29 protein-coding genes and 1 tRNA gene are annotated in these 25,763 nt (G+C 72.6%); 8 read left to right on the top strand and 22 right to left on the bottom strand.

The genetic code is table 11. The features are described from left to right. The first annotated feature begins 171 nt into the window (after positions 1-171). The gene (locus ACIBFB_RS26260) at positions 172-1,584 is read left to right on the top strand and encodes an L-serine ammonia-lyase (RefSeq protein ID WP_397234657.1); all 1,413 of its coding nucleotides are present in this window, start codon (positions 172-174) and stop codon (positions 1,582-1,584) included. A gap of 13 nt (positions 1,585-1,597) precedes the next feature. Here ACIBFB_RS26260 and ACIBFB_RS26265 read toward each other — a convergent pair whose 3' ends face one another. From ACIBFB_RS26265 to ACIBFB_RS26275, 3 genes are all read right to left on the bottom strand, one after another. Continuing rightward, positions 1,598-2,008 (bottom strand): type II toxin-antitoxin system death-on-curing family toxin, encoded by a 411-nt coding sequence (locus ACIBFB_RS26265; RefSeq protein WP_397234659.1) that lies wholly within the window; start codon positions 2,006-2,008, stop codon positions 1,598-1,600. Further along, positions 2,009-2,203, bottom strand: coding sequence for a hypothetical protein (locus ACIBFB_RS26270; RefSeq protein WP_397234661.1), 195 nt, complete (start codon positions 2,201-2,203; stop codon positions 2,009-2,011). Between the two features lie 80 nt (positions 2,204-2,283). After that, positions 2,284-3,159 carry an oxidoreductase gene (locus ACIBFB_RS26275; protein WP_397234663.1) on the bottom strand — a complete coding sequence of 292 codons (876 nt, stop codon included), beginning with the start codon at positions 3,157-3,159 and terminating at the stop codon, positions 2,284-2,286. Positions 3,160-3,252: 93 nt separating this feature from the next. Here ACIBFB_RS26275 and ACIBFB_RS26280 point away from each other — a divergent pair, with 93 nt between their 5' ends. Then, positions 3,253-3,918, top strand: a complete 666-nt coding sequence (locus ACIBFB_RS26280) for a DNA-binding response regulator (RefSeq protein WP_397234665.1) — start codon at positions 3,253-3,255, stop codon at positions 3,916-3,918. Positions 3,919-4,008: 90 nt separating this feature from the next. Here the strand turns inward: ACIBFB_RS26280 and ACIBFB_RS26285 are convergent, their stop codons facing one another. The 8 genes from ACIBFB_RS26285 to purU form a co-directional block, all read right to left on the bottom strand. Then, positions 4,009-4,467 carry a hypothetical protein gene (locus ACIBFB_RS26285; protein WP_397234667.1) on the bottom strand — a complete coding sequence of 153 codons (459 nt, stop codon included), beginning with the start codon at positions 4,465-4,467 and terminating at the stop codon, positions 4,009-4,011. Between the two features lie 67 nt (positions 4,468-4,534). Continuing rightward, positions 4,535-5,125, bottom strand: a complete 591-nt coding sequence (locus ACIBFB_RS26290) for an alkaline shock response membrane anchor protein AmaP (protein WP_397234669.1) — start codon at positions 5,123-5,125, stop codon at positions 4,535-4,537. 1 nt (position 5,126) lies between these two features. Next, positions 5,127-5,732 (bottom strand): DUF6286 domain-containing protein, encoded by a 606-nt coding sequence (locus ACIBFB_RS26295; protein WP_397234670.1) that lies wholly within the window; start codon positions 5,730-5,732, stop codon positions 5,127-5,129. A 1-nt stretch (position 5,733) separates the two neighbouring features. Next, entirely contained in the window at positions 5,734-6,102 is a 369-nt protein-coding gene (locus tag ACIBFB_RS26300; protein ID WP_397234672.1) for a hypothetical protein, read from the bottom strand. Positions 6,103-6,111: 9 nt separating this feature from the next. Continuing rightward, positions 6,112-6,285 (bottom strand): hypothetical protein, encoded by a 174-nt coding sequence (locus tag ACIBFB_RS26305; protein ID WP_397234674.1) that lies wholly within the window; start codon positions 6,283-6,285, stop codon positions 6,112-6,114. Positions 6,286-6,331: 46 nt separating this feature from the next. Then, entirely contained in the window at positions 6,332-6,649 is a 318-nt protein-coding gene (locus tag ACIBFB_RS26310; RefSeq protein ID WP_397234676.1) for a hypothetical protein, read from the bottom strand. 2 nt (positions 6,650-6,651) lie between these two features. Then, entirely contained in the window at positions 6,652-7,137 is a 486-nt protein-coding gene (locus tag ACIBFB_RS26315) for an Asp23/Gls24 family envelope stress response protein (protein ID WP_397234678.1), read from the bottom strand. A 311-nt stretch (positions 7,138-7,448) separates the two neighbouring features. After that, positions 7,449-8,339, bottom strand: a complete 891-nt coding sequence (purU, locus tag ACIBFB_RS26320; protein WP_397234680.1) for a formyltetrahydrofolate deformylase — start codon at positions 8,337-8,339, stop codon at positions 7,449-7,451. A gap of 164 nt (positions 8,340-8,503) precedes the next feature. Between purU and ACIBFB_RS26325 the strand changes: the two genes are divergently transcribed. Then, positions 8,504-9,736, top strand: a complete 1,233-nt coding sequence (locus tag ACIBFB_RS26325) for an alanine racemase (protein ID WP_397234682.1) — start codon at positions 8,504-8,506, stop codon at positions 9,734-9,736. A 79-nt stretch (positions 9,737-9,815) separates the two neighbouring features. Here the strand turns inward: ACIBFB_RS26325 and ACIBFB_RS26330 are convergent, their stop codons facing one another. Further along, positions 9,816-10,211, bottom strand: a complete 396-nt coding sequence (locus ACIBFB_RS26330) for a DUF3618 domain-containing protein (RefSeq protein WP_397234684.1) — start codon at positions 10,209-10,211, stop codon at positions 9,816-9,818. Positions 10,212-10,227: 16 nt separating this feature from the next. Next, positions 10,228-11,346 carry a CDP-alcohol phosphatidyltransferase family protein gene (locus ACIBFB_RS26335; RefSeq protein WP_397234686.1) on the bottom strand — a complete coding sequence of 373 codons (1,119 nt, stop codon included), beginning with the start codon at positions 11,344-11,346 and terminating at the stop codon, positions 10,228-10,230. A gap of 331 nt (positions 11,347-11,677) precedes the next feature. Between ACIBFB_RS26335 and ACIBFB_RS26340 the strand changes: the two genes are divergently transcribed. Both ACIBFB_RS26340 and ACIBFB_RS26345 read left to right on the top strand, forming a co-directional pair. Continuing rightward, positions 11,678-12,160, top strand: coding sequence for a peroxiredoxin (locus tag ACIBFB_RS26340; protein ID WP_397234688.1), 483 nt, complete (start codon positions 11,678-11,680; stop codon positions 12,158-12,160). A 103-nt stretch (positions 12,161-12,263) separates the two neighbouring features. Further along, positions 12,264-12,338: transfer RNA gene (locus ACIBFB_RS26345), tRNA-Leu, on the top strand. Between the two features lie 68 nt (positions 12,339-12,406). Here the strand turns inward: ACIBFB_RS26345 and ACIBFB_RS26350 are convergent. From ACIBFB_RS26350 to ACIBFB_RS26365, 4 genes are all read right to left on the bottom strand, one after another. Further along, a complete protein-coding gene (locus tag ACIBFB_RS26350; protein ID WP_397234690.1) occupies positions 12,407-13,585 on the bottom strand; it encodes a serine/threonine-protein kinase in 1,179 nt (392 codons plus the stop codon). A 348-nt stretch (positions 13,586-13,933) separates the two neighbouring features. Then, entirely contained in the window at positions 13,934-15,280 is a 1,347-nt protein-coding gene (locus ACIBFB_RS26355) for a M16 family metallopeptidase (RefSeq protein ID WP_397234692.1), read from the bottom strand. Positions 15,281-15,323: 43 nt separating this feature from the next. Beyond that, positions 15,324-16,646: a M16 family metallopeptidase gene (locus ACIBFB_RS26360; protein WP_397234694.1), complete on the bottom strand. Its 1,323-nt coding sequence runs from the start codon at positions 16,644-16,646 to the stop codon at positions 15,324-15,326. Between the two features lie 130 nt (positions 16,647-16,776). Beyond that, positions 16,777-17,469: a hypothetical protein gene (locus tag ACIBFB_RS26365; protein ID WP_397234696.1), complete on the bottom strand. Its 693-nt coding sequence runs from the start codon at positions 17,467-17,469 to the stop codon at positions 16,777-16,779. 243 nt (positions 17,470-17,712) lie between these two features. Between ACIBFB_RS26365 and sppA the strand changes: the two genes are divergently transcribed. From sppA to ACIBFB_RS26380, 3 genes are all read left to right on the top strand, one after another. Beyond that, positions 17,713-19,440 (top strand): signal peptide peptidase SppA, encoded by a 1,728-nt coding sequence (sppA, locus tag ACIBFB_RS26370; RefSeq protein WP_397234698.1) that lies wholly within the window; start codon positions 17,713-17,715, stop codon positions 19,438-19,440. 20 nt (positions 19,441-19,460) lie between these two features. Next, a complete protein-coding gene (locus tag ACIBFB_RS26375) occupies positions 19,461-19,919 on the top strand; it encodes a flavin reductase family protein (RefSeq protein WP_397234726.1) in 459 nt (152 codons plus the stop codon). A gap of 148 nt (positions 19,920-20,067) precedes the next feature. Continuing rightward, positions 20,068-21,309 (top strand): Ig-like domain-containing protein, encoded by a 1,242-nt coding sequence (locus ACIBFB_RS26380; protein WP_397234700.1) that lies wholly within the window; start codon positions 20,068-20,070, stop codon positions 21,307-21,309. Positions 21,310-21,389: 80 nt separating this feature from the next. On the opposite strand, the gene ACIBFB_RS26385 is transcribed toward ACIBFB_RS26380, so the two are convergent. The 5 genes from ACIBFB_RS26385 to ACIBFB_RS26405 all read right to left on the bottom strand — a co-directional run bounded on the left by ACIBFB_RS26385 (position 21,390) and on the right by ACIBFB_RS26405 (position 25,712). After that, a complete protein-coding gene (locus ACIBFB_RS26385; RefSeq protein WP_397234702.1) occupies positions 21,390-22,292 on the bottom strand; it encodes an ABC transporter substrate-binding protein in 903 nt (300 codons plus the stop codon). 30 nt (positions 22,293-22,322) lie between these two features. Further along, a complete protein-coding gene (locus ACIBFB_RS26390; protein ID WP_397234704.1) occupies positions 22,323-23,003 on the bottom strand; it encodes an ABC transporter permease in 681 nt (226 codons plus the stop codon). Continuing rightward, a complete protein-coding gene (locus tag ACIBFB_RS26395) occupies positions 22,991-23,767 on the bottom strand; it encodes an ABC transporter permease (RefSeq protein WP_397234706.1) in 777 nt (258 codons plus the stop codon). Before ACIBFB_RS26395 ends, ACIBFB_RS26390 begins: the two co-directional genes overlap by 13 nt. Beyond that, positions 23,764-24,879 carry an ABC transporter ATP-binding protein gene (locus ACIBFB_RS26400; RefSeq protein WP_397234708.1) on the bottom strand — a complete coding sequence of 372 codons (1,116 nt, stop codon included), beginning with the start codon at positions 24,877-24,879 and terminating at the stop codon, positions 23,764-23,766. Before ACIBFB_RS26400 ends, ACIBFB_RS26395 begins: the two co-directional genes overlap by 4 nt. 161 nt (positions 24,880-25,040) lie before the next feature. After that, entirely contained in the window at positions 25,041-25,712 is a 672-nt protein-coding gene (locus ACIBFB_RS26405; protein ID WP_397234710.1) for an HAD family hydrolase, read from the bottom strand. Between the last annotated feature and the right edge of the window lie 51 nt (positions 25,713-25,763).

A 25,763-nucleotide genomic window follows, 5' to 3' on the forward strand; every position in this document is an offset into this window, starting at 1 on the left:
CGTCGCCGAGGCGCTCAAGCCGGAGTTCGACGCCGACGCCCTGCGCGGGCGGGTGCGGGCGCTGGCCGACAAGCACCCCCTCTACCCCAACCTGTAGGACCACCGCGCGGGGTGCCACGCGCGCCCCGCGCGGCCCACTCGCCACACCTGTGCTCAACGAGGAGGACAGCCATGGCCATCAGTGTCTTCGACCTGTTCACGATCGGGATCGGGCCGTCGAGCTCGCACACGGTCGGACCGATGAGGGCGGCGCTGACCTTCGTCGAGGGGCTCCGTTCGCGCGGCCAGCTGTCCGGCGTGGCGCACGTGCGGGCGGAGCTGTACGGGTCCCTCGCGCTCACCGGCAAGGGGCACGGCAGTGACACCGCCGTCATCCTGGGGCTGATGGGACACACGCCCGAGAGCGTGGACGTGGACGCGGTCCCCGAGCTCGTCGAGCGCGTGCGAACCCGGCGGACCGTCGCCCTGGGCGGCCCCGAGGGGCCGACCGTCACCTTCGACCCCGCGGTCGACGTGGACTTCCGCCGCAAGGAGAGCCTGCCCGACCACCCGAACGGGATGCGGTTCGTGGCGTCGGACTCCGTCGGCGCCGAGATCGCGTCCAAGGTGTACTACTCGGTGGGCGGCGGATTCGTCGTCGACGAGCGGGCCGCGGGCGCCGACCGGATCACGCAGGACGACACGCGGCTGCCCCATCCCTTCGCCAGCGCGGAGGAGCTCCTGCGGATCTGTGCGGAGACGGGGATGTCGATCAGCGCGGTGATGCTCGCCAACGAGCGGGCGTTCGGGCGCACCACCGAGCAGATCCGTTCCGAACTCCTGACCATCTGGGCCGCGATGCGCCAGTGCGTGCGCCGCGGCGTGCTGACCGAGGGGAGTCTGCCCGGGGGCCTCAAGGTGCCCCGGCGGGCGCACCGCCTGTACCGGCAGCTGGGCGGGGTGTGCGACGAGTCCGGGCTGCTCGCGCCGGCCTCGGTGGACTCCGACCCGATGCGCGGCAGCGACTGGATCACCCTGTACGCCCTGGCGGTCAACGAGGAGAACGCCGCCGGGGGCCGGGTGGTGACGGCGCCGACCAACGGCGCGGCCGGGATCGTGCCCGCGGTGCTCCACTACTACCTGCACTTCAGCCCGGGGGCGGGCGACGACGGCGTCGTGCGGTTCATGCTGACGGCGGCGGCGGTCGGCATCCTGTTCAAGCAGAACGCGTCGATCTCGGGGGCCGAGGTCGGGTGCCAGGGCGAGGTGGGATCGGCGTCGTCGATGGCCGCCGCGGGGCTGGCCGAGGTGCTGGGCGGTACCCCGGCCCAGGTGGAGAACGCGGCGGAGATCGCGATGGAGCACAACCTGGGGCTGACCTGCGACCCGATCGGCGGGCTGGTGCAGGTGCCGTGCATCGAGCGCAACGCGCTGGCGTCGGTCAAGGCGATCAGCGCGGCGCGGATCGCCCTGCGCGGCGACGGTAGCCACTTCGTCTCGCTGGACAAGGTCATCAAGACCATGAGGGACACCGGCCGCGACATGCACGACAAGTACAAGGAGACCTCGCGCGGCGGGCTGGCCGTCAACGTCATCGAGTGCTGAAGCGTCCCGACGCTCAGGCCACCACGTGGAACGTGCGCAGGGCCGTCGCGATGTCCTCGATGTCGCCGAGCCTTCCCGTGGCGACGTCGAGGACGAACGCCTCCGCCCGGTCCTCGTCGACGGGTTCGATCAGCGGAGCCCCGTTCACCTCCAGAAAGGTGGCCGCGCAGTTCCACGCGGCCCGCTTGTTGCCGTCGACGAACACGTGATTCCGGGCAAGGGACTGCATGAGTGCCGCGGCCTTGTCGAACAGCCCGGGATAATGCTCCACTCCGAACGATGAGGAACGCGGACGATGTGCCGCGCTCTCAAGGAGCCCGTAGTCCCGCACCACCGCCTCGCCCTGCTCGTTCTGGCGCAGAGTCAGAGTGGTGATCTCGGCTATGAGGGATGCGTTCAGATAGATGACGGCGTCTGAGGACATCTACTGGGCGAGCCTCCGGTTCAGCCCAGCGGAGACACGGGTCACCCGCGCTGCGGCCGCCATGACCCTGCGACGCTGGATCGCGTCGAGGACACTCTCCTTGGCGAGCTTCTTGACGCTGGTCGACTCCGCCGCAGCCGCCTGACGGATCTGCTCCATCTCTTCTTCGGAGAACTCGATGTTCAGCGCAGGCATACTCCCACCCCACTTGGTACCTAACCTGGTACCAGGTTACATCCATGCAGGGGTGACCGCACGGGCATCGCGCCCCGGCCTCACCCTGCGAGCTCGGCGAGGTCCCGTGCGGTGAGGCGGATCCCCGCCGCCGCCACGTTCTCCTCCAGGTGGTCGAGCGACCCCGTGCCCGGGATGGCCAGAAGCCGGGGCGAGGCGGCGAGCAACCAGGCCAGCGCGGTCTGGGCGACCGTCGCGCCGTGCCTGGCCGCGACCCGCTCCACCCGCGCCACGTCGATCGGCGTCCGCCCACCGCCCAGCGGGAAGAACGGCACGTACGCGATCCCCAGCTCCGCACACTGCCGCAGCAGGTCCGCGTCGCCGTCGTGGTGCACGTGGAAGTGGTTCTGCACCGCCGCGACCGGGGCGATCGACCGCGCCTGCGCCAACTGCGCGGCGTCGACGTTGCTCACGCCCAGGTGCCGGATCAGCCCCTCCTCCCGAAGGGCGGCGAGCGCGGCGAACCGATCGGCAATCGAGGCTCCCCCGGGCGGGGCCAGGCCCCCGACCCGCAGATAGACCAGGTCGAGCCGGTCCAGGCGGAGTCGGCTCAGGTCCTCCTTGACCAGGCCGGGCAACTGCTCGGGGGTGGCCTCGCTCGCGGGCATACCCGACGCGTCGCGCAGCGGTCCGACCTTGGTCGCGATGACCAGGTGGTCGGGGTAAGGGGAGAGTGCCTCGCGGATGAGTTCGTGTGCGTGGACGTCGCCGCGCCCGTAGAACCCCGCCGTGTCGATGTGTTCCACGCCGAGTTCCACGGCCCGGCGCAGGACTGCGACCCCCGTGCGAGGGTCCCGGGCCGGTCCGTCGAGCGCGTTCGCCGCCAGCCGCATGGCCCCGAACCCGAGCCGGTTGATCCGCAGATCGCCGCCGAGAAGGAGGTGGCCGCTCACGTCGGCCGTCACGTTCGTCGTCATGCGACGAGCATGTCGCCCGGCGGGCGGGGCGGACCAGCGGTTGGCAGCAAGCTGCCACGTGCGCGTGCCGCCCAGGTCTGGGAGACTGGCGGGGTGCCACACGAGCAGACGATCACCCTTCGGGGCGAGGCCGAGCTGGCCACCCGGACCAGGCACCTGTTCGCCGGGGTGCGGTCGGAGTTCGTCTGCGCCGCGACCGACCTGAACACCTGGTCCCGGCCGGACGCCCGGGCGGACGCCGCACGCGGGATGACCGCGTCGCGCGCGAAGGGGGTGGCGGTCCGCAAGCTCTTCACCCCGGTCGCGCTGGCCGACGAGGAGGCCCGCCACCACCTGTTCGAGCTCGCGGACCGTGGCGCGCGGGTACGAATCTGCACCACCGAACTCCCCCACGAGACGATCCTGATCGACCGTCGCGTCCTCATCCTCGCGGGTGCCGCGTCGGCCGGTGAGCGCGCGTTCACGGTGACGACCTCGGCGACGCTCATCGGCGGGGTGTACGCCCTGTTCCGCGCCGCCTGGGACACCGCGGCCGACCTCGGGACCTACCTGCGGCGGGAGCGGCCGTTCATCGACGACCGCCAGCGCGCCATCCTGGGCGCCCTCGCCGACGGGCTCACCGACGAGGCCGCCGCCCGCCGCCTCGGGCTGTCCCTGCGCACCTACCGCAGGCGCGTGGCGGACCTCCTCAGGACCCTGGACGCAGGATCACGGTTCCAGGCCGGTGTGCGCGCGGGCGAGCGGGGACTGGTCGGCTGAGCGGGGCCCGCCGCTCCCCTGATCGCGGTCCGAGGTCCCGCGGACCGCACGGGAGCTTCGCTCGTCCGGGCACGGCACCAGGGCGAAGGGTCACGCGGGGCGCTCCTGACCGGGCTCGCGCGGACGCAGCCTCCGCTCGTCGACGACGGCCTCCACCAGGGCGATCTCCACCACGTAGGAGACGTCGGCTTCCCGCAGGCCCGCCGAATTGCGCCCGCGCCACCGCGTGAGCAGGCCCTTGCGCCAGTCACCCGCGTGCCGCACCCAGCACAGCCGTGTCCCGTCCGGCGCGAAGTCGGGGAAGCAGTGGATGCACGGCGGCCGGTCGTGCCGAACCCGTTCGAGGGGGACGACCTGCGGGTCGTGCACCTCCAACCCCATCCGCGCGGCCTTGCGCTGACCGTCGACCAGGGCCTCGCACCGCGCCGACCGGTGGAACACCGACCCGCCAGGCGTCACCGTCACCCGGTCGGTGAGCCCGGCGGGAGCCGGGCGGCAGAGCCCGCACTGACCGGGCAGGAAGTCGTGTACACAGCGTTCGTCGCCCATGCGCCGAGACTGCCACCGGCGCCCGGACGCCGCCAGAGGCCTTGGACCCCGATCCCTACCGCCCCCGTCACGCCAGACTGCGGCGCGGCGCCCGCGCCGGGGCCGCCACCGACATGCGGATCACCGTCGGGATCCGCTCCAGGTCGAGCGCCTCCCCCAGGTTGGCCACCGCCTCCGAACGGACCCGCTCCCACACCCGCGTCACGTCCGCGTCCTCCTCCAGCAGGAGCGCCAGCCGCAGGTGCGGCGCCTCACCCGACTCCGTCAGCCGCGCCCGCGCCCGCCGCACCCCCGGGTACTCGGCGACCTCCTGTTCGAGGGCGCCCCGAGCCACGCTCTCGCTCATCTCCACGCGCCCTTCCGGGCCGTGTTCGAGCACCAGCCTGCCGACGGTGTCGTTCATCCCCTGCACCAGCAGCCACCGCAGGGCGAGGAACCCCGCGAGGAAGGCGGCCGCGACGGTCGCGTAGGGCACCCAACGCTGGTCGAGCACGTCCCTGACCTGGGCGCTGGCTATCGCCTCACCCGCCAGGTCCTGGCCGAGGACGCCCCTGCCCGCGGCCAGCGATGCCAGTCCCACGGCCAGCAGGGCCGCGCCCACCACGACCAGTCCGATCCTGTTGCCCCTGGCCGACCGCCGGTTCATGTCCCGTCCCATGTCAGTCCTCCGCGTACCGCACGTGCGTGACGATCCGCATGCTCCGCAGCGGGGCCAACTCCTCCAGTCTGCGTTCCACGGCGGCGGTGACCTCGGCCGGGAGCCCCTCCCAGTCGTGGACGGCCGTGCGCACGTGGACCCGGATCCGCTGGCCGCGCACCGCCACGTGCACCGAGTCGACCCCGCTGACCTCCCGCGCCGCGGAGGACACCGTCCGGCGCAGGGCTGGACGGGTCAGCCCGACCACCAGCGCCGGGTCGTCGGTGCGCAGCGCCGTCCACCGGCCGTTCCCCGGTGCCAGCGCCACGACGATCAGGGCCAGCCCGATCGCGGCGAGCACCGCCGAGGCGATCTGCACCGACGGTTCGGACCACGTCGTGGTCGCCGCGTAGTCGGTTGCCGCGCCGAACGGGACCATCCGCAGCGGACTGCCCGCCAGCGCCGAGATGACCTCGGCGGCCGACACCACGGCCAGCACGAGGATCACCGTGCCCGTGACCACCGCGGGCCAGGACCTGCGGGGGCGGAACGTGTGGACCGCCACGCGTTTCGCCCGCCGGTCGATCCCCTGGTCGGGACGGCCCAGGACCTCTTCCACGGTGGTCATGTCAACGCACCAACTCCGCGATCTCGATGTCGACGTGGTGGACCCGTCCTCCCGTGGCCCACTCGACCCGCTTCCTGACGTGCGAACGCACCCTGTCTGCCACCCCGGTCACCGACCGGCGGTAGCGCACCGCGATCCGCAGCCGCAGCCGCACGGTGTCGCCGCTCATCCACGCCCTGACGACGCGCGAGCGCGCGGGATCCGCCTCGGGCACCTCCCGGACCGCCTGCGCCGCCACCCGCTCGACCACCCGCGGCGGAATGTCCGTCCGGCCGCCGGGGTCGCGCGCGACCGCGTACCCGAGCCCCTTGGGCCCACCGCCACCCCACTGGCGGGGCACCGCCGATTCCGCGCTCAGCGACCGCTCCACACGCGCCCCCTACACCGAGCGCCGCGTGAACACCTGCGCGAGGTCGATCTCACCCTCGACCGCCCGCCCCGCGACGTATCCGGCGATTCCCAGCCCCAGCACGAGCACGAAGGCCACGAACCCGCCGAACGCCCCGGCCAGTCCCAGCACCGTCCCGAACGCCAACCCCACGATCGGCCACATGGCCTCCCCCTCTCGTGTCCAACCGCCTCCCGCCCCCGCGACGGCCTCAGCCGCCCGTCGGCGCGCCCCCGCCCAGACCGGCGACCACGTCCTCCACGAACACGTGGACGACGCGGCCTCCGGTGAGCGGGGCCAACCCGTCACGCACCTCCGCGACGATGTCCGGGATCGGCCGCCCGAACCGCGTCACGAGTCCGACCTCGACCGCCGTCGGCCGGACCGCGACCCCGCTCACCGTCCCTCCCCGAACCGGGGTGCTGATCGTCCTGAACGCCCCCGACGACAGCCCGACCACGTCCGGGTGGCGCGCCGCCGCCGCGGCGACGACCGCCGCGATGCTCCCGGGGTCGTCCGTACCGGTCACCGCTACTGGACCCTGGGCGCGCCCGCGCCCGCCCCCGTCGGCTCGGCGCCCTCCCGTTCACCGTCGTCGGGCAGGTGGATGTCGTCCACCCGGATGTTGATCTCGGCGACCTCCAGCCCGGTCATCCGTTCCACCGCGGCCGTGACGTTGCGGCGCACCGCCGCCGCCAGGTCCTGGATGGCCACGCCGTACTCGACCACGAGGTCGATGTCGACGGCGGCCTGGCGCTCGCCCACCTCGACCGTCACGCCCCGCGTCACCGAGCCGCTGTCGCCTCCCCTGGTGACCGCGTCGCGCACCGCACCGACCGCGCGTGCCGCCCCGCCGCCCATGGCGTGGACGCCGCCGATCTCGCGCGCCGCCATGCCGGCGATCTTGGCGACCACGCCGTCCGCGATGTGCGTGTGCCCCGCGCCGGCCGCGGCGCGTTCCGCGGTGGCCGCGTCGCGGGCTCCGGGCACCCTCGCCTCGCTCCTGGTCTCCGACACCGGTCCCCCTACGCCGTGTGCACGCGTCCCGTGGTCGACCCCACGCCGCCAGTACCAGTCAGACCGAAACCCGGCCAAGGTGTCTGACCGCGCACCGACGGGAATCGACCCCAACACACCATATACGCACTGTGTGTAGTCGACAAGATACTCTAAGCAAGGAATCGCGGGTCACGTGGGCAACGGCATCACCATCCCTGCCCCAAAACCGCGTCGCGAATCCCCCTCGGAACGGAAAACGCCGAGGGGCGCCCGCAGGCGCCCCCAGTCCGAAACGGGTGCGGCCCCCGCTCCCGGGGCCGCCGAACCGGTCAGTCGAAGATGACGGTCTTGTCCCCGTTCAGCAGCACACGGCGCTGCGCGTGCCAGTTGACCGCGCGCGCCAGGGCCACGGACTCCAGGTCCCGACCGATCGCGGTGAGCTGCTCCGGGCTGTGGGTGTGGTCGACCCGGGACACCTCCTGCTCGATGATCGGCCCCTCGTCGAGGTCGGCGGTCACGTAGTGGGCGGTCGCGCCGATCAGCTTCACGCCGCGCTGGTGCGCTTGGTGGTAGGGGCGGGCGCCCTTGAAGCTCGGCAGGAAGGAGTGGTGGATGTTGATGATCCGACCGGACATCTTCGCGCACAGCCGCTCGGTGAGCACCTGCATGTACCGGGCCAGGACGATCAGGTCGACGTCGTAGGACTCGACCAGCTCCAGCAGCCGAGCCTCCTGGTGCCCCTTGGTCGCCGCGGTGACCGGCAGGTGGTGGAAGTCCACACCGTAGGAGTCGGCGAGGAACTCCAGGTCGGGGTGGTTGGACACCACGGCGGCGATGTCGACGTCCAGCAGCCCGCTGCGCTGGCGGTAGAGCAGGTCGTTGAGGCAGTGCCCGAACTTGGACACCATGACGATCATCCGGGGACGGATGTCGCGGGCCCGGAGCGTCCACTCCACGACCGGGTCGCCCGCCCCCTCGCTGAAGCCCCCGGACAGGGCGGCGAACGCGCCCCGCAGGGTGTCCTCGCCCACCACGGCTCCGTCCGACCCGCGCTCCGCGAGGAACTGCATCCGCAGGAAGAAGCGTCCCGTGTAGTGGTCGCCGTACTGCTGACTCTCGGTGATGTTGCAACCGTGGTCGGACAGCAGGTTGGCCACCGCCGCGACGATGCCCCGACTGTCGGGACACGAAAGGGTCAGGACGTACTCGCGCTCACTCATCGAAAGAACCACTCCAGGAATCGGACCGGCTGAACAGCCAGGAAGCTCCAGGATATCGGCACCTGTCCCGCCTCGGCGGCTTTCGGCCGCGTCGGCGAAACCACACGCGTCCGGGTCCGGCCAGGGGAATATGAAATCTATTCATGTTCTGGCATCCTCGACGCATGACGAACCAGCGCGAGCAGTACGAGGCCGCCACCCGCGCGCTCCACGCCCCCTTCGCCGTCGTCGACCTGGCCGCCTTCCGCGCCAACGCGACCGCCCTGACCCGACGCGCCCACGGCCGCCCCGTCCGCGTCGTCAGCAAGTCCCTCCGCTGCCGCCACCTGATGCGCGCCGCCCTGGACCTGCCGGGCTACGCGGGCATCATGGCCTTCACCCTTCCCGAGGCGCTCTGGCTGGCCACGGACGAGGAACAGGGCCCGCTCAGCGACGACATCCTCGTCGCCTACCCCACCGCCGACCGCGACGCGCTCGCCCGGCTCGCGCGCACCCCCCGCGCCGCCCGCGCCATCACCCTCATGGTGGACTCCACCGCCCACCTGGACCTCGTCACGGCCGCCGTCGCCGAGGCCTCCGGCGCCCGCGGGCCCGACGCGCCCCCGATCCGCGTGTGCCTGGACATCGACACCAGCTGGCAACCGCTCGGCCCCCGCCTGCGCGTCGGCACCTACCGATCGCCCGTGCGCACGCCCGCCCAGGCCGCCGCGCTCGCCCGCGCCGTCCTCCGCCGTCCCGAACTGCTCCTGGACGGCGTCATGGCCTACGAGGGGCAGATCGCCGGGGTCGGCGACGCCCCTCCCGGCAAGCCCCTCCTCGGTCGGGTGCTGCGCGGCGTCCAGCGGCGCTCGGCGGTCGAACTCGCCCGGCGCCGGGCCGCGGTCGTCGGCGCGGTCCGCGAGGTCGCCGACGTGCGCTTCGTCAACGGCGGCGGGACCGGCAGCCTGCACACCACCGGCCGGGAACGCGCCGTGACCGAACTGGCCGCCGGATCGGGCTTCTACCACCCGCACCTGTTCGACCACTTCCGCGCCTTCGACGGCCGCCCGGCCGCCCTGTTCGCGCTCCCCGTCGTCCGCCGCCCCGCCCCCGACGTGGCCACCGTCCTGGGCGGCGGCTACCCCGCCTCGGGCCCGGTCGACGCCCTCCGCCCGCCGGTGCCCCACCTGCCAGAAGGGCTGTCCTACACCGCGGGCGAGGGAGCTGGCGAGGTTCAGACCCCCCTGGTGGGTGCGGCCGCACGCGACCTGGAGGTCGGCGACCGCGTGTGGATGCGCCACGCCAAGGCGGGCGAGATGTGCGAACGCTTCGGTACCCTGCACCTCGTCGACGGCGACACGGGCGAATACCTCGGCAGCGCCCCCACCTACCGCGGCGAGGGCCGCACGTTCCTCTGACCGCCGACCGAACGCGCGCCCCGCACGCACGAGGGGCCCGAGCGGTACTCCCCGCACGGGCCCCTCGTCCGCGTCCTCGTCACTTCCTCCGGCGCACCGCCCAGGCCACGACGCCCACGACGACGGCCGTGCCCACACCCGCAATCAGGATCAGCGCCTCGGGGGGCAGCGGCCGCCGCGACTGGTAGGTCGTCACGACCTCCTCGTCGCCCCGGAGCAGGATGCTCCCCTCCGCCGGCTCGACCGCGTGGCTCTCCACCCGCACCGCGCCGCCGCCGACCACCAGCGCCCTGGCCTCGTCCGCGATCCTGGCGCCGTGCTCACGGACCCGGGTGATCTGCCGCCGGGCGATGTTGCGCGGGTGGGCCTGCACGGCCAACTCGTCCAAGGTCTCCGCCAACCGCCGCTGTTCACGGTCGATCTCGGCCTCGACGTCGGCCGGGGTCTGGCGCGGCTCGGTGTCGCGTCCCGTCATTGGGTGCCTTCCTCCATCAGCGCAGAGTCGAATGAGAGTCCGTGTCCGAGCCGGTCTCCCGGCCCTCATCCTCCGCGCCGTCGGACGGACCGGAGAATCTCAGCGCGCCATCGATTCCGTCGACCACGCGGAAGAAGTCCCGCGTGGACAACCACAGTTTATAGATGATGGCGATCTCGAACGCGATCAGCAAAACGCCCGCCACGGCGGCGATCCAGCCGATGGCGGCGGGCATCCCGGTCACCGCGACGGCCAGCGGCGCGACGACGAACACCGCGATCTGGAACTCGATGCCGCTGAACAGGTGGGTGCGCACCCGACGCTCGTTGAGCGCCCCCCAAAAACGCGTGTACCAGGGAAAACGCGTCCGGAACTCCTGGTGCAGGTCCACCTTGGGCAAGGTCAGGTCCGGCTGCTTGCCCGCCGTGCGCTGGTTGCGCGTCTCCCGTTCGTTCTGACTGCGCAGGATCTGCTCCAGCACGTCGATCCCGTGCCGCAGGACCGCCTGCTCGCCGCCGTCGCTCATCGCTCCGCCGCGCCCCCCGCCGGCCCCGGACGCGTCGTCGTCCGGCTCCAGCATCGACAGGGTGGCCCGCGCCCGCTCCAGGGCCGCCGCCAGGTGCGAACGCATCTCACGGCGCAGCTTGTGGACCTGGAGCGCGTTGAGGTACCGCAGCATGTCCATGAACACCACGGCCAGCGCCAGCCACACGAACACCACCGGCGCGGAGTCGGGGTTCTCCTCCGTGGCGACCACGTACTGCCCGCCCATGAGGGCGACCGCGCACACCAGCACCCGGAACCGGTCGGAGACGTAGTCCATCCACGAACCGAACAGGGACTCGGAGTCCGTGAGTCTGGCCAGCTTGCCGTCCATGCAGTCGACCAGGAAGCACAGGAAGTACAGCAGGGCGCCCAGGGCGAGCGCCTCCCGGTAGCCCAGCGCGAAGCAGACCGCGGCGCCCAACCCCAGGAAGAGCGCGGCCACCGTCAGCTGGTTGGGCGTGATCGACGTCCGGTTCGCCACCAGGAGCACGAGCCGCACGGCCGTCGGGTCCACGAGGTGGACCGTCCACCAGGAGTCGCGCTGCTTGAGGGTCCGAGTCCTGACCTCGTCGAGTGTGAATCCAGGCATCGTCGGCAATGACTCCCAAACGCGAAGCGGGTCTGTTCCGGTCCCGAGGGCTCCGAGGCCGTCCACCGGAGGAGGGCGTGTCGCCCGAGTGCGGGTCGCGGTCCGGATCGGCGAAGGACCGGACCACAACCACGAGTGCGGTCAACGATAGGCGATCGCACCGGTGGTCTCCGCCGTCGCGGAGGAACCGAACCGCAATCGCAACCGAAGAACGCCCGCGACAGCACCCCTGACCTCCGAAGCGTCGGGCCGCGGCCCGGGCTCGGGGCGTAGTGTGAGGGCGAAGGACAGCGGGGCCGACCGCCCCGCCAGCCACAGATTGGAACCCCACGTGAGCGACCCCATCCGTCTGGAGCCCGGCGACCAGGCCCCCGACTTCACCCTCCCCGACGCCGACGGCAAGCCCGTCACGCTCAGCGAGGTGCTCGCCTCCACCGGCAAGAGCGCCGTCCTCTACTTCTACCCCGCCGCGATGACGCCCGGCTGCACCACGGAGTCCTGCGACTTCCGCGACAACCTGCGCGACTTCGACTCCGCCGGGTTCACCGTGCTCGGCATCTCGCCGGACACCTCCGACAAGCTCGCGAAGTTCCGGGACAAGGAGGGCCTCACCTTCCCCCTGCTCGGCGACCCCGAGAAGGACACCCTGCGGGCCTACGGCGCCTTCGGTGAGAAGAAGAACTACGGCCGCCTCGTGCAGGGCGTGATCCGCTCCACGGTCGTCGTCGGCGCCGACGGCAGGGTCGCCAAGGCCTTCTACAACGTGAAGGCCACCGGCCACGTCGACCGGATCAAGCGCGAACTCGGCGTGTGACGCCGCCGGTTCCCCGCGGCGCCCGGCCCGTGCGGCCCGGGCGCCGGTGCCCGCCCGCCTCCCGCGCGGCACCGCCTTCCACCACCGGTACAGTTGTCCAGACGGGGCCGTAGTCCAACCGGCAGGAGACGGCAGCTTTAGGTGCTGTACAGTGCGGGTTCGAATCCCGCCGGCCCTACTCGGTTCGCGGACGGCCCCGCGGACGGGCGCGTCCCGTCCGCGGGGCCGTCGTCGTGTGCGACCGGCTCAGCGGCCCAGCAGGGCCCAGAGCACGATGGCCAGCAGGACGGCGATCCCCAGCACCACCGCGGCCACCACCGGCAGCCGGCTGCGCTCGGCGTGCTTGCCCGAACTCGTCAGCCCCAGCGTGTCCGTCGACTCCCGGATCGACGTCATGATCGAGTTCATCGCCTCGGGGCTGTGGCGCAGCCGCTCGTTGATCGACTCGGCCAGCACGTGCGCGCCCGCCCGGAAGTGCTCGCGCGCCTGCTCGCGCGCCGACCCGTGGAGGTGGCCGTCCTCCCCGTGCGCGGGGCGGGGCTCGGCGGGCGTGGCCGGACCGTCCGCGCCGCGTTCCGGGCTCGTCTCCGGAGCCCACGGGGCCAGCGCCGCGATCCGCAGCATCTTCGTGGCGTTCTCCGCGGTGAGCCGCTCACTCGGCTCGACCTTCAACAGACCGGCCAGCACCGGCGCCAGCGGACCGGCGTTGGCGGCCGCGGCCGGCTCGTCCAGCTGCTCCTGGCGCAGGATCTTGATGTAGCCCTTGCGGTCGTAGGGCGGGTGGCCCTCGACCGCCGCGTACAGGGTCGCGCCCAGGGACCACAGATCCGACTCCGGACCCACCGGCCCCGCCTTGGCCCGCTCCGGCGGGATGTAGGCGGGTGAGCCGATGATGCGCCCGGACGCGCTGAGCGCCGACTCGCCGTTCCACGCGGCCAGGCCGAAGTCGGTCAGCACCACGCGCCCCGACTCGCTGATCATCACGTTGTCGGGCTTGACGTCGCGGTGCACGATGCCCTCGGCGTGCGCCACCTTCAGGGCGTCGATCAACTGGAGCCCGATCTCGGCCACGCGCTGGTAGGGCAGCGGGCCGCCCATCTGGATGATCGCCTCCAGGGTAGAGGCCTCCACCAGCTCCATGACGATCCACGGCCGGTCGTCCTCGTCCACGACGTCGAGGACGGTGACCAGGCTGGGGTGGGTCAGGCGCCCGGCGACGCGGGCCTCCCGGGTGGTCCGCTGCAGGAGGGACTCGCGCTCGGCACGACTGAGGTCGGCGGGCAGGCGCAGCTCCTTGACGGCCACCTCGCGGTCGATGACGAGGTCGGTGGCGCGCCACACGGTGCCCACACCGCCCCGAGCGATCTCGGAGGTCAGCTGGTAGCGGCCCTTGAGCAGCCGACCCTCAGGCTCGGCGTCGGCCATGCTTGCACCCTCCGGGGTCGCCGCGCCGGGCGACGCCTCGGGCCGCTGGGTGTGGGGGTTGTCTAGGGAGGACAAGGTTATCCACGGGTCCATTCACCGGTCATGGCGGCCTCCTGCGGAGCATTGCGGTCGCTGTCACCACGTAGGTGCACGGATCACTCGTTATATCAGTCGCGCCCCGGGTCGACGCAGGTCGATGCCGGAACACTGATACATAGGTTCGTTTTCGTTATGTCCGATGCTCGGTCACACATGCGGTGACCTACGTCTCCTTGACCGTTCCTTGCCCGGGTCCTGGGACGAGGACGGGTCCGGGCGCGGCGGGGCCGGCCGCGCCCGGTACGGCGGTCAGGACCAGAGGGACTCGGGCGAGCGCACCTCGACCGGGCCCACACCGATGTCGGTGAGGGGCTGGCGCAGCCGCTCGGCGTCGCCGACGACGACCACGACCGCCTCCTCCGGGTGAAGGTACTCGACGGCGGCGGAGTCGAGGTCGGCCCGGGTGAGCCGCTCGTACCCGGCGCGGTTGCGGTCGACGTGGTCGTCGGGCAGGTCGTGCACGACGATGTCCACGAGCGCGCCCGCGATCGCCCGCGCGGTCGAGTAGGTGACCGGCAGGCCCACGATGTTGGACTCGCGGACCGAGGCCAGCTCGTCCTCGGTCACCCCCGACTCGCGGAGCCCCGTGATCTGCTCCAGGGACGAGGTGACCGAGTGCGCCGTGGTGTCCGCCTCGACCTGGGTGGAGGCGAGGAAGACCCCGCTGTCGCGGCGCAGGTCGAACCGCGACCCGGCGCCGTAGGTGTAGCCGAGCCGCTCGCGCAGCTCCATGTTGAGGCGGGAGGTGAACATCCCGCCGAGGACCTCGCTGATGCCCTCGGCGCGCGGCAGGTCCACCTGGGAGCGCGACGGAGCGCGGTGCGCGATGACCAACGCGGACTGCACCGAACCGGGCCGGTCCACGATGAGCAGGCGGGGCAGCTCCCCGGGCGGCGGCGCGGGAGCGGTCAGCTCCGGCTCCGGAGTCGAGGCCACGTCCCCGAACACGGTCTTGCCCAGCGCCTCCAGGTCGACCCCGCGCAGGTCGCCGACGACCACGAGCGTCCCGGCCACCGAGGCGACGAAGTCGTTGTGGTAGCGCGCCACCGTCTCCGGGGTGACGTCGGCCAGCCGGACCGGGCCGCCCGACAGCGGCGTGGCGTAGCGGCCGGTGAACAGCTGCCCGCCCAGGCAGCGCATGGCGAGCGTGGACGCGGAGGCCGCCTCCAGCCAGAACCGCTCCAGGAGCTGGTCGCGGCGGCGGACGACGTCGTCGGCGGCCAGGGCGGGGCGGCGCACGGCGTCGGCGAACAGGCGGACCGCGTCGCCCAGGCGGTTCACCGGGACGTCGAGGCCGGTGATGAAACCGTCCCAGGTGACCCGGGAGACCCACTCGGCGCCGTGCCGCTCCAGGGCCGGGGCGAGGGAGCTGTTGCCTTCGGGGCCGTCCTCCAGGACCTCGCTGGTGAGCACGCTGACGCCCATCGCGTCGAGCGGCTCGGCGGCACCGCCGTGCGGGTGCACCAGACGGAGGGAGGCCAGGTTCTGACCGGGCAGGTCGACGGCGACGACCGTGCCGCCCCCGACGGAGACCCGCTGGGGCTTGGGAAACGAGTAGGACGCTGGGGAACCGAGGTCCGGGCGTGTGTGCGGCATGCTCTGCGGCTCTTTCTGCGACGTGCGGTGACAGGGCCTGTGGCTAGGAGGCGGCGGGCTCGGGCTCCGAGGACGCCTGTGCGGTCTCGGGGTCGAAGCGGACCACGAGCAGGTTGTCGTCGACGAGCAGGCGCTCGACCGCCGACCGCACCTCCTCCGCGGTGATGTCGGCCCAGCGCTCGGGCCAGGTGAAGACGAGCTCGGGGTCGCCCAGCAGCTGCGTGGCGCTGCCGATGGCGTCGGCCAGACCCGCCGGGCTGGCGAGCGTCTGGAGGTGGTCGCGCTCCAGGACGGCCCGGGCGCGGTCGAGCTCCTCCTCGGTGATGCCGGCGGCGAGCTTGGCGATCTCCTCGCGCATGGCGGCCTCCAGCTCGTCGCCGCTGACCCCCTCGCGGGCGAGCATGTTCACCAGCAACAGGCTGTCGGTGTAGCGGAACGGCAGGATGTCGGCGGCCGCCCCGCCGTCGTCGGCGGCGATGGGGCGGTCGACCACGAGCGCGCGGTACAGCCGGCTGCCCTGTCCCTGGCCCAGCACGGCCGAGGCCAGGTGCATGACGTCGAAGTCCCGCGAACCGTAGGGGCCGACGCGGTACCCCGCGAACACGCCCGCGGCGGGCACCGTCTCGGTGACGGAGTCGCGGACCGGACCGCCCAACGGGGCGGACAGGGAGGCGTCGGGCGCCTCGGGGAGGGCGTCCCGGGCGGGGACGGGTCCGAAGAACCGCTCGACGCGCGCCAGGACGTCCTCGGGGTCCAGGTCGCTGACGACGGTCAGGACGCAGTTGTCCGGGCCGTAGTGCGCCTTGTGGAAGGACTTGACGTAGTCCAGGTCGGCGGCGTCCAGGTCGGCCATGGAGCCGATGGTCGGGTGGTGGTACGGGTGGCCCTCGGGGTAGCCCAGGCGCAGGATGCGCTCCAGGGCCGTGCCGTAGGGCTGGTTGTCGTAGCGCTGGCGGCGCTCGTTCTTGACGACGTCGCGCTGGTTGTCCAGGACCTCCTGGGTCATCCCGTCGCGCAGCGTCGACAGGCGGTCGGCCTCCAACCACAGGATCAGGTCGAGCGCGTGCTCGGGCACCGTCTCGTAGTAGTTCGTGCGGTCGGTGGAGGTGGAGGCGTTGATGTCGCCGCCGAGCCGTTCGACCACCTCGAAGTGCTCGCCCTTGACGACGTTCCCGCTGCCCTGGAACATCAGGTGCTCGAACAGGTGCGCGAACCCGGTGCGGCCGGGCACCTCGTGGCGGGACCCCACCCCGTACCAGAGGTTCACGGCGGCGACCCTCCCGGTGGACGCCGGCGCGGTCACCAGCCGCAATCCGTTGTCGAGCGTGTACTGAACCACACGTCCCGCCGCTCCATTGGTGGTCACCAGTGCTGCACCCCGATTCGCGCCGTAGCCGAACTGTCGTCGTCACTTGACGACTACGACCCTATGGCCTCCGGAGGGCTGACGGGCACCCATCGGGTGAACGGCCCCGGACGGACCCGGCGGCCACGGCTCAGTCCCGGTACCCGGAGGTGTCCATCGACGCGGCGATCTGGGTGTAGACCTCCTCGTACTGGGCGTCCACCGACCAGACGTACAGCAGCACGTCGCTGATCGGCAGGAACCACATGCGCACCTGGAAGGTCTCGTCGTTGACGCAGGTGACGTCCCACAGCGCCTGGTGCGAGGTCAGGCCGTCCGCGTGGTCCTCGAAGAACCCGGACTCGCTGAGCGCGGAGCTCTCCACCCCGATGTTGCCCGAGGCGGCGGTGTTCAGGCTGCGGCAGTCGTCGGGGGCGGGCGCCCAGCCCTCGTCCTCCCGGTAGGCCTCTCCCTCCAGGGGCCAGCCCTGGGGCTGGTTCGCCGCCGCCCGGGCGACGAGCCGGACCGAGCCGTAGGCGCACGCGGCCTGGCCGGGCGGGGTCATGCACAGCGAGTCGCCCTCGTTCTGGACGTCCCAGCCGTCCGGGGCGTTGATCGCGATGCCCGCGACCTCCACCGGGGTGAAACCCTCGGGGCCGGGGGGTGCGACGCCCTCCATGAGACCGCTGTCCCCGAGCGCCATCTCCGGCTCGCCGTCACCGCCGCCGCCACCGGAACAGGCGGCCAGCACCGTCAGCGCCGCGGCGGCCGCGGCGACTCCCGCGCCGGTGCGCGCGGCGGGTGTGCGCCGCCGTCGACCGGCCCCGTCGTTCGTGCCCGCCATGCCTCGTCCCTCTCAGCCATGCGTCCCGTGCTCAGAACAACCACGACCCTAGGGCATATTCGGCGGACGCGTACCCTGCCGCGCGACGGCCCGGCACGGCCCCGGCGGCGTTCCCGCCCGTCGGACGGACCCCCCGGCTCCCGCCCAGGCCGGGCGACGACCGCACCGGCTCCGCCCGCCCGGCGCCCCGCCCCCTCACACCGGCACGGGACCGCTCCGCGCACCGGCCGTTAGGCTGGGTCCATGGTGGACCTCGCGAAGATCACGGAGCCCTTGTCCCTCTCCCGCCTCCGCCCTGGCCCGCACGGGCCGCTGGTGCTGGAGTTGGACCTGACCGAGGGGGTCGCCGACGAGACCCCCGGAGACCCGATCAGCCAGATCATGAACCGCCGTCGGCAGCACTTCCTCGACGTCGTCGAGGGAATCCGGCGCGGCGCGCGCGACCCGAAGGTCGCCGCGCTGATCGTCCGCATCGACGGCCGCCCGCTCGGCTTCGCCAGGACCCAGGAACTGCGCGACGCCGTCGCCGACTTCCGCGCCTCGGGCAAGACCGCGGTCGCCTGGGCCGACTCCTTCGGCGAGCTGGGCTCGGGCAACCTTCCCTACTACCTGGCGTGCGCCTTCTCCCGCGTGGTGATGTCCCCGACCGGCGTCCTCGGGCTGACCGGCCTGATCATCCGCAGCACCTTCGTCAAGGGCGCCATCGACAAGCTCGACGTCACCTACGAGGTCGGCAAGCGCCACGAGTACAAGAACGCCCTCAACGGCGTCACCGAGACCGGGTTCACCGAGGCGCACCGCGAGGCCACCGACCGCATCGTCACCTCGCTCAGCGACCAGATCACCGAGGCCGTCGCCGAGGCGCGCGGCCTGACCGAGGACAAGGTCCGCGCGTTCGTCTCCCGCGGGCCGCTCATGCCCCGCGAGGCTCTCGACGCCGGGCTGGTCGACGCGCTGGCCTACCGCGACGAGGTGTACGAGGAGCTCACGGAGCGGGTGCGCGCCGAGCACCCCAAGGGCGGGGACCCCGAACTGCAGTACGTGGCCCGCTACCACCGCAAGCACACGCCCATGCCCAAGCCCGCCCTCGGCGACGGCCCCGGCTACATCGCGCTGATCACCGGCCACGGAGCGATCACCCTGGGCAGGTCGCGCCGCTCGCCGCTGGGCGGCGGCTCGATCATGGGCTCCGACACCGTCACCGCCGCCTTCCGCGCCGCCCGCCGCGACCCGCAGGTCAAGGCCGTGGTCTTCCGGGTGGACAGCCGGGGCGGCTCCCCGACCGCCTCCGACGCGATCCGCCGCGAGAGCCGGCTCACCAGCGAGGCGGGCATCCCCGTGATCGCCGCCATGGGCGACATCGCCGGGTCGGGCGGCTACTACGTGGCCCTGGGCGCGGACGCCGTCGTCGCCCAGCCCGGCACGATCACCGGGTCGATCGGCGTGATCACCGGCAAGCCGGTGTTCGGCGCCCTCATGGAGCGGTTCGGGGTGACCACGGACGCGGTGAGCAGCGGCGAGCACGCGGGCATGTTCGACACCACCCACCCGTTCACCGAGTCCGAGTGGGAGCGGGTCAACGCCCTGCTGGACGAGATCTACGACGACTTCGTCGGCAAGGTCGCCCAGGCGCGCGGCATGACCCGCGAGCAGGTGCACGAGGTGGCCCGGGGCCGCGTGTGGACCGGCCGCGACGCCCACGAGCGCGGGCTCGTGGACGAACTGGGCGGACTGGCGACCGCGGTGCGCCTGGCACGGGAGAAGGCCGACGCCGGGCCGCTGCCCCTGCGCGCCTTCCCGCGCACGCACCCCCTGGACCGGTTCCGCCCGCACGAGTCCAGCGACGACCTGGCCTCCGCGCAGCCGCAGAGCACGCTGAGCCCGTGGGGGGCGCTGACCGACGCCGCCCTGGCGATGGGGCTGCCCGTGACGGGTCCGCTGTCGATGGCCGACGGTTGGGACATTCGTTGACCGGGCCGTTCCTGGACGCGATGGCGCTGTTGCCGACCGGCGTGACCGTGGTGACCGTCGCCGACGGCCGCGACGACGTCGGCGCGACGGTCAGCGCCTTCGGGTCCGTGTCCGCCGACCCGCCGATCGTCTCGGTGAGCGTACACGCGGACGGGTACATGGCCGAGGTGATCGAGGAGGTCGGCGCGTTCGCGGTGAGCGTCCTCGGCGCCGGCCAGCGCGCCCTGGCCGGGCGGTTCTCCGCCGAGGGGCGCCCCAGTGCGCGCCTGATGGTCACGGACCAGCCCCACCACCGGGGCGAGCGCACCCGCGCTCTGGTCCTGGACGAGGCGCTGGCCGCGCTGGAGTGCTCGGTCCGCCTCCGGGTCCCGGTCGGCGACCACGTGGTCTACTTCGCCGACGTCGTCGGACTTCCGCGGGTCGCGGGCCGGGGTCCGGCACTGGCCCGCTGGTCGGGCCGCTACCACTCGCTGACCTGACCGCGTCGGCGCACCGTGTGGATTCGATGGGCCTCCGAACCTAGTGCGTCTCCGTGCATCCCATCCAGTGGATGGTCAACGGACGGCATGGAGGTTCACACGTGGCGGCAAGGAACCACGCGGCGGGGCCCGCGGACTCGGCATCGGGTTGGCGGCGGTCGCCCTCGCCGCGACCGCCTGCACGGCCTCCGGAGAGGCGCAGACCCGGAACGACGCGTCCGGGTCCGTCGAGGTGAGCATCACCCCGGAGGCGGGCGCCGCGCGGGTCGCGCCGAACACCCCCGTCCGCGTGACCGCCGAGGGCGATGAGATCACCGACGTGCGCGTCGAGCAGACCGTGGCCGACGAGGCGAGCCTGCCGGACGGGGAGGAGGCGCGGGGAGGCGACCTCTACGCGATGACGGGGTCGCTCAACGACGACGCCACCGAGTGGATCAGCGACTGGACCCTGCGCCCCGGCGCGGAGGTGGTCGTCACCGCCACCGTGGAGGACGGGTCGGGTGGGACCACCGAGGAGACGACCGGGTTCACGACCGCGCCCGCCGTCGCCGGGCAGCGCCTGGAACTGACGACGAACAGTCCCCGCGGCGGCGACACGGTCGGCGTGGGGATGCCGATCGTCGTGCGGTTCGACCTGCCGGTCACCAACAAGGCCCAGGTGGAGAGCGCCATGGAGGTCGTCTCCGACCAGGGCGTCACCGGCGCGTGGGGCTGGCTCGACGACGACACCACGGCGGTCTTCCGGCCCGAGGAGTACTGGGAGCCCCACCAGGACGTCACCGTGAACATGCGTCTGGCCGGGGTGGAGGCTTCCGACGGCGTGTACGGCGTCAAGAACTACCGCCTCGCGTTCGGGATCGGCCCCGAGCGGATCCTCACGATGCACGTGCCCGACCACGAACTCGTCGTCACCGCCGACGGCGAGCAGGAGCGCGTCATCCCGGTCAGCAACGGCGCCTCCACCGTGCGGTTCGACACCACGACCAGCGGCACCCACGTCCTGATGGAACGGGCCGAGACCGTGACCATGGACTCCTCCACCACGGACATGCCCGAGGACATGCCCGGCTACAACACCACGGTCCGGTACGCCATCCGCACGACGAACTCGGGCGAGTACCTGCACGAGGCGTCCCGCAACTCCGACATCGGCAGCGCCAACACCTCCAACGGCTGCACCAACCTCCGCATGGAGGACGCGCGCTGGCTGTACGAGAACACCCTGACGGGCGACGTCCTGGAGACCACCGGCACCGACCGCGAGGTCGAGTGGTACAACGGCTGGGGCTACTGGCAGCTCTCCTTCGACGCGTGGCAGGACAGGAGCGCGACCGGCGCCTACCCGACCACCGGCGGCACGCCCGGATCCGTCCACGGCGAGGGGCTGTAGCGCCCGGCGCCCTCCGGGAACGCGTGACGGCCGCGCACGGACTCCCTCCGTGCGCGGCCGTCCCCGTGCGGCGGCGGCCGCTACCCGGCGAGGCCCTCCTCGGCCAGCCACTCCTGGGCGACGTCGGCCGCGTTCTCGTTGTCGACGATCACCCGTTCGTTGAGCGCGGTGAGCGACTCGGTGGTCAGCGCCGCGGACACCGCGTCCAGCGCCTCGCGCGCCTCCGGACCGACCTGGTCGGAGTTGACCAGCGGCGTGACGTTCTGCGCGCCGAACAGGTTCTCCGGGTCCTCCAGGACGACGAACCCGTTCGCGGCGATCTGCGGGTCGGTGGTGAACAGGTTCGCGGCCTGCACGTCCCCGTCCGACAGCGCCTGGGTCAGCAGGGCCACGTCCACGGACCGGAAGGACGCGAACTCCACACCGTACGTCTCGGCCAGCCCGACCACGCCCTGCTGGCGCGTCTCGAACTCCGGCGGCCCGCCGAGCACCATCTCCCCGGACACCTCCGCCAGGTCCGCAAGGCTGGTCAGGCCGTACTCGTCGGCGGTCTCCCGGGTGACGGTCACCGAGTCCTTGTTCTCGGCGGCCGAGGAGTCCAGGATCTCCAGCCCCTCGGGCAGCGCCTCCTCCAGCAGCGCGTTGGTCTCCTCGCTGGAGCCGCTGGGAGCGTCCTCGTCGAGGTAGGCGAGGATGGCTCCGTTGTACTCGGGGAAGACGGCCAGGTTGCCGGACTCGATCTGCGAGTAGTACACCTCGCGGCTACCGATGCCGAGCTGGTACTCGACCTCGACCCCGGCGGCCTCCATGGCCCGTCCGTAGATCTCCGCCAGGAGCTGGCTCTCCGGGAAGTCGGCCGACCCGACCACGACGGCGCCGCCGCCCTCCCCTCCGGAGCCGCCCTCCTCATAGGGGTCGCTCGCACCGCACGCGCTCAGCAGCAGCGCCAGCGGGAGCCCGACGAGGGCGATTCTGTTCCGCATGTCCCAACCTTCTCTCTCACGGTGTGCGCCTCAGCGCGCCGACGCCGTCTCGGCGCGCAGTCCGGGTGCGACGAGCAGCCTCCGCAACCCGGCGAACAGGAGGGTGGTGGCCACGGCCAGGGCCACCACGAGCACGGAACCGCCCAGCATCATCGTCAGGTCCTGGCGGGCCTGTCCGTCCACGATGTACCGCCCCAGGCCGCCCACGCCGACGTAGGCGGCGATGGTGGCGGTCGCCACCACCTGCACGGCGGCGGTGCGCATGCCGATGAGGATGAGCGGGGCGGCCACCGGGAGTTCGAGGCCCAGCAGCACCTCCCGTCCGCGCATGCCCATCCCCAGGGCGGCGTCCCTCAGACGCGGCTCGACCCCGCGCACGCCCTCGTGGGTGTTGACCAGGATCGGCGGCACGGCCAGCGCCACGAGGGCGCAGACCACCGGGACCAGGCCGATCCCCGCGAACAGCACGACGAGGAAGAGCACGCCGATGGTGGGCAGGGCACGGGCGAAGTTGGCCAGGCTGGTGGTGGCGAACCCGCCCACGCCGGTGTGACCGGTGAGCAGGCCCAGCGGCACCGCGACGAGACTGGACAGCACGAGCGCGAGCACCGAGTAGTACACGTGCTCGCCCAGCCGCGCCGGGATCCCGGCGTCGCCGGACCACTGGGCGGGGTCGGCGAACCACAGGCAGAGGTCGGTCAGGATCTCCATGGCCGCCCCTCCTCCGTCGCCGCGGCGACCGTCCGGACGCGCCGGGTGCGCGTCCGGTCCCGGCGTGCCCACGGGGTGAGCCGGCGCTGCGCCAGGACCAGCAGGGCGTCCGTGACCAGCGCGAGCGCGACCGTCAGCAGGATGCCGATGACGATGGGCGCGTCGAACTGGCGCCGGAACCCGTCGGTGAGGATCAGCTGTCCCAGACCGCCGAGGCCGACGAGGGAGGCGACGCTGACCATGCTGATGGTGGCCACCGAGGCCACGCGCAGCCCGGCGATGATCACCGGGACGGCCACCGGGGTCTCGACGGACACCAGGCGGCGCAGCGGACCGAAGCCCATCGCCACGGCGGCCTGGCGCACGTGGTCGGGCACCTGCCGCAGCCCGTCGACGACGTTGGGCAGCAGGATGACCAGCGTGTACAACGCCAGCGGGATGACCGCCGTCCAGTCGCTGAACCCGGTGTAGGGGAGCATGAGGAAGAACAGCGCGATCGAGGGCACGGCGTAGAGCACGTTCACGCCGGTCAGCACCGGCGGGTACAGGCGCCTCCAACGCGCGCACGCCAGACCCAGCGGCAGTGCCAACGCCAGTCCGATGCCGATGGACAGGTAGGACAGCCGCATGTGCTGGACCAGGCGCGGCCGGATGCCGCGGTCGGGGTCGCCCGGGTGGCTCCAGTTGTCCACCCCCCACTCGGCGACGCGCGTGACCCAGTCCCAGGCCGCGACCGACGCGTGCGCCGTCTCGGCCGCGCTCACTCGGCCACCGACCACAGCGCGGCGCCGAGGTCGTCCTGGGAGACCACGCCGACCACGCGCCCGTCGTCGTCCACGCCCACGGCCCGCCCCGCCGGTGAGAGCACCGCGGCGTCCAGGGCGGCGCGCAGCGAGTCGGCGCCCACGTTGAACGTGTGACCGTAGGGAGCCAGGTCGAGCCCGCCGAGCGGGACGCCCGACGGCACCCGGGCGAGCTGCGCGGCGTCCGCCCACCCCAGGGGCATGCGGTCGGCGCTGACCACCAGCACCCACGGGATGCCGTGGCCCGCGGCGATCTCCCGCGCGTCCCCGGCCCGGGTCTGGTCGTCGAACACGGTGTCCTCGCGCGGGGACAGCGCGCGGGCCGGGAAGAACGACAGTCGGCGCACGCCCCGGTCGTAGCCGATGAACGACTCCACGAACGCGTCCACCGGCTCGGCGAGCAGGCGTTCGGGCGCGTCGTACTGCGCGAGCACGCCGCCGGGCCGGAACACGGCGATGCGGTCGCCGAGCCGGACGGCCTCGTCGATGTCGTGCGTGACGAACACGATGGTCTTGTGCAGCTCCTGCTGGAGGCGCAGCAGCTCGTCCTGGAGGGTGGCCCGCACGACGGGGTCGACGGCGCTGAACGGCTCGTCCATGAGCAGGACGGGCGGGTCGGCGGCCAGGGCGCGGGCGACCCCCACGCGCTGCTGCTGTCCGCCGGAGAGCTGGTGCGGGTAGCGCCGCGCCTGGGACGGTTCGAGGCCGACGAGTTCCATCAGCTCGGCGGCGCGCGCCCGCGCCCTGGCCCTGCGCCAGCCCAGGAGGAGGGGCACGGTGGCGATGTTGTCCAGGACGGTGCGGTGCGGGAAGAGGCCGGCCTGTTGGATGACGTAGCCGATCGACCGGCGCAGCACGGCGGGGTCCTGGTCGCGGACGTCCCTGCCGTCGAGGCGGACGGTGCCGCCGGTGGGCTCGACCATCCGGTTGATCATCCGCAGCGACGTGGTCTTTCCGCTGCCGGACGGTCCGACGAAGACGGTGGTCGCCCCGGCCTCGACGGTCAGGTCGAGGTCCGCGACGGCGACCGTGCCGTCCGGGTAGTGCTTGCTGGCGCCCTCGAACGTGATCATCGGCCGGGCTGCCTCCCTTCGGGGGCGGACTGTGGTGGGAGGCGTGCGCAGAATGGCACGCTACCCACGCGAAGGTAGATCAAACGGGTGACACACCGCGCCGAGACGGACATGTGTACGACGTGAGATGTCCGACGCCGCACACGGGAATGCCCGGCCGCTCAGTCCTGGGCGGCGATCCAGGAAGTGAGCTGGTGGAGGTCGTCCACGACCGTGTCGGCCCGCCCCGCGTCCGGGTCGGCGGCGTGCCGGTACCCGTACAGGCCCCGGCGGAGCAGGGCGGCGCGCATCCCCGCGTCGCGGGCGGGCAGGACGTCGTTGTCGACTCGGTCCCCGACGTAGAGGATCTCGCCCGCGGCGATCCCGGGGCGGGCGGCGCCGGCGAGCGTGAGGACGCGGTCGAAGAAGGCAGCGTCGGGCTTGCTCACGCCCCAGTCGTCGGAGATCCCGATGCCGTCCACGCCCAGGTCCATGGCGGCCAGCGCCGGTCCGGCCTCGGGGGGCTGGTTCCCGGCGATCACCAGGGACAGCCCGGCCCCGCGCATGGCGGCGAAGGCGGGGCGCACGTCGGGGTACAGGTCCTTCTCGCCGAAGTGCTCGCGTTCGCCGCCGGGGTCCTCGGCCCGCCAGCGCGCGCTCTCCGCCGCGAGGTCGAACCCGGGCACGACGAGCCGGAACGCGTCGGTGAGGGTGCCGCCGGAGGCGATGACCCCGCCGATGGTGCCGAAGAACGCCATGTGCGGGATGCCGAGGCGGTCGGCCCAGCGCGCGAAGATCCGCGTCTCGTCGACCAGCGTCTCTCCGACGTCGAACACCACAGTACGAATTGCCACGAAGAGGGAGTGTACAAGGCGTGCCCGAGCAGGTCCGGGCGGCGCCGGAGG

The sequence above is a fragment of the Nocardiopsis sp. NPDC050513 genome (assembly GCF_044457925.1).
In the GTDB taxonomy this organism is placed as follows: Bacteria; Actinomycetota; Actinomycetes; order Streptosporangiales; family Streptosporangiaceae; genus Nocardiopsis.

Bases quoted from the DNA above. Each gene is read 5' to 3' on its own strand.
- ACIBFB_RS26260 (WP_397234657.1), top strand. From the start codon at position 172: ATGGCCATCAGTGTCTTCGACCTGTTCACGATCGGGATCGGGCCGTCG.
- ACIBFB_RS26265 (WP_397234659.1), bottom strand. From the start codon at position 2,008: ATGTCCTCAGACGCCGTCATCTATCTGAACGCATCCCTCATAGCCGAG.
- ACIBFB_RS26270 (WP_397234661.1), bottom strand. From the start codon at position 2,203: ATGCCTGCGCTGAACATCGAGTTCTCCGAAGAAGAGATGGAGCAGATC.
- ACIBFB_RS26275 (WP_397234663.1), bottom strand. From the start codon at position 3,159: ATGACGACGAACGTGACGGCCGACGTGAGCGGCCACCTCCTTCTCGGC.
- ACIBFB_RS26285 (WP_397234667.1), bottom strand. From the start codon at position 4,467: ATGGGCGACGAACGCTGTGTACACGACTTCCTGCCCGGTCAGTGCGGG.
- ACIBFB_RS26290 (WP_397234669.1), bottom strand. From the start codon at position 5,125: ATGGGACGGGACATGAACCGGCGGTCGGCCAGGGGCAACAGGATCGGA.
- ACIBFB_RS26295 (WP_397234670.1), bottom strand. From the start codon at position 5,732: ATGACCACCGTGGAAGAGGTCCTGGGCCGTCCCGACCAGGGGATCGAC.
- ACIBFB_RS26305 (WP_397234674.1), bottom strand. From the start codon at position 6,285: ATGTGGCCGATCGTGGGGTTGGCGTTCGGGACGGTGCTGGGACTGGCC.
- purU (WP_397234680.1), bottom strand. From the start codon at position 8,339: ATGAGTGAGCGCGAGTACGTCCTGACCCTTTCGTGTCCCGACAGTCGG.
- ACIBFB_RS26325 (WP_397234682.1), top strand. From the start codon at position 8,504: ATGACGAACCAGCGCGAGCAGTACGAGGCCGCCACCCGCGCGCTCCAC.
- ACIBFB_RS26330 (WP_397234684.1), bottom strand. From the start codon at position 10,211: ATGACGGGACGCGACACCGAGCCGCGCCAGACCCCGGCCGACGTCGAG.
- ACIBFB_RS26335 (WP_397234686.1), bottom strand. From the start codon at position 11,346: ATGCCTGGATTCACACTCGACGAGGTCAGGACTCGGACCCTCAAGCAG.
- ACIBFB_RS26350 (WP_397234690.1), bottom strand. From the start codon at position 13,585: ATGGCCGACGCCGAGCCTGAGGGTCGGCTGCTCAAGGGCCGCTACCAG.
- ACIBFB_RS26355 (WP_397234692.1), bottom strand. From the start codon at position 15,280: ATGCCGCACACACGCCCGGACCTCGGTTCCCCAGCGTCCTACTCGTTT.
- ACIBFB_RS26365 (WP_397234696.1), bottom strand. From the start codon at position 17,469: ATGGCGGGCACGAACGACGGGGCCGGTCGACGGCGGCGCACACCCGCC.
- sppA (WP_397234698.1), top strand. From the start codon at position 17,713: ATGGTGGACCTCGCGAAGATCACGGAGCCCTTGTCCCTCTCCCGCCTC.
- ACIBFB_RS26375 (WP_397234726.1), top strand. From the start codon at position 19,461: ATGGCGCTGTTGCCGACCGGCGTGACCGTGGTGACCGTCGCCGACGGC.
- ACIBFB_RS26385 (WP_397234702.1), bottom strand. From the start codon at position 22,292: ATGCGGAACAGAATCGCCCTCGTCGGGCTCCCGCTGGCGCTGCTGCTG.
- ACIBFB_RS26390 (WP_397234704.1), bottom strand. From the start codon at position 23,003: ATGGAGATCCTGACCGACCTCTGCCTGTGGTTCGCCGACCCCGCCCAG.
- ACIBFB_RS26400 (WP_397234708.1), bottom strand. From the start codon at position 24,879: ATGATCACGTTCGAGGGCGCCAGCAAGCACTACCCGGACGGCACGGTC.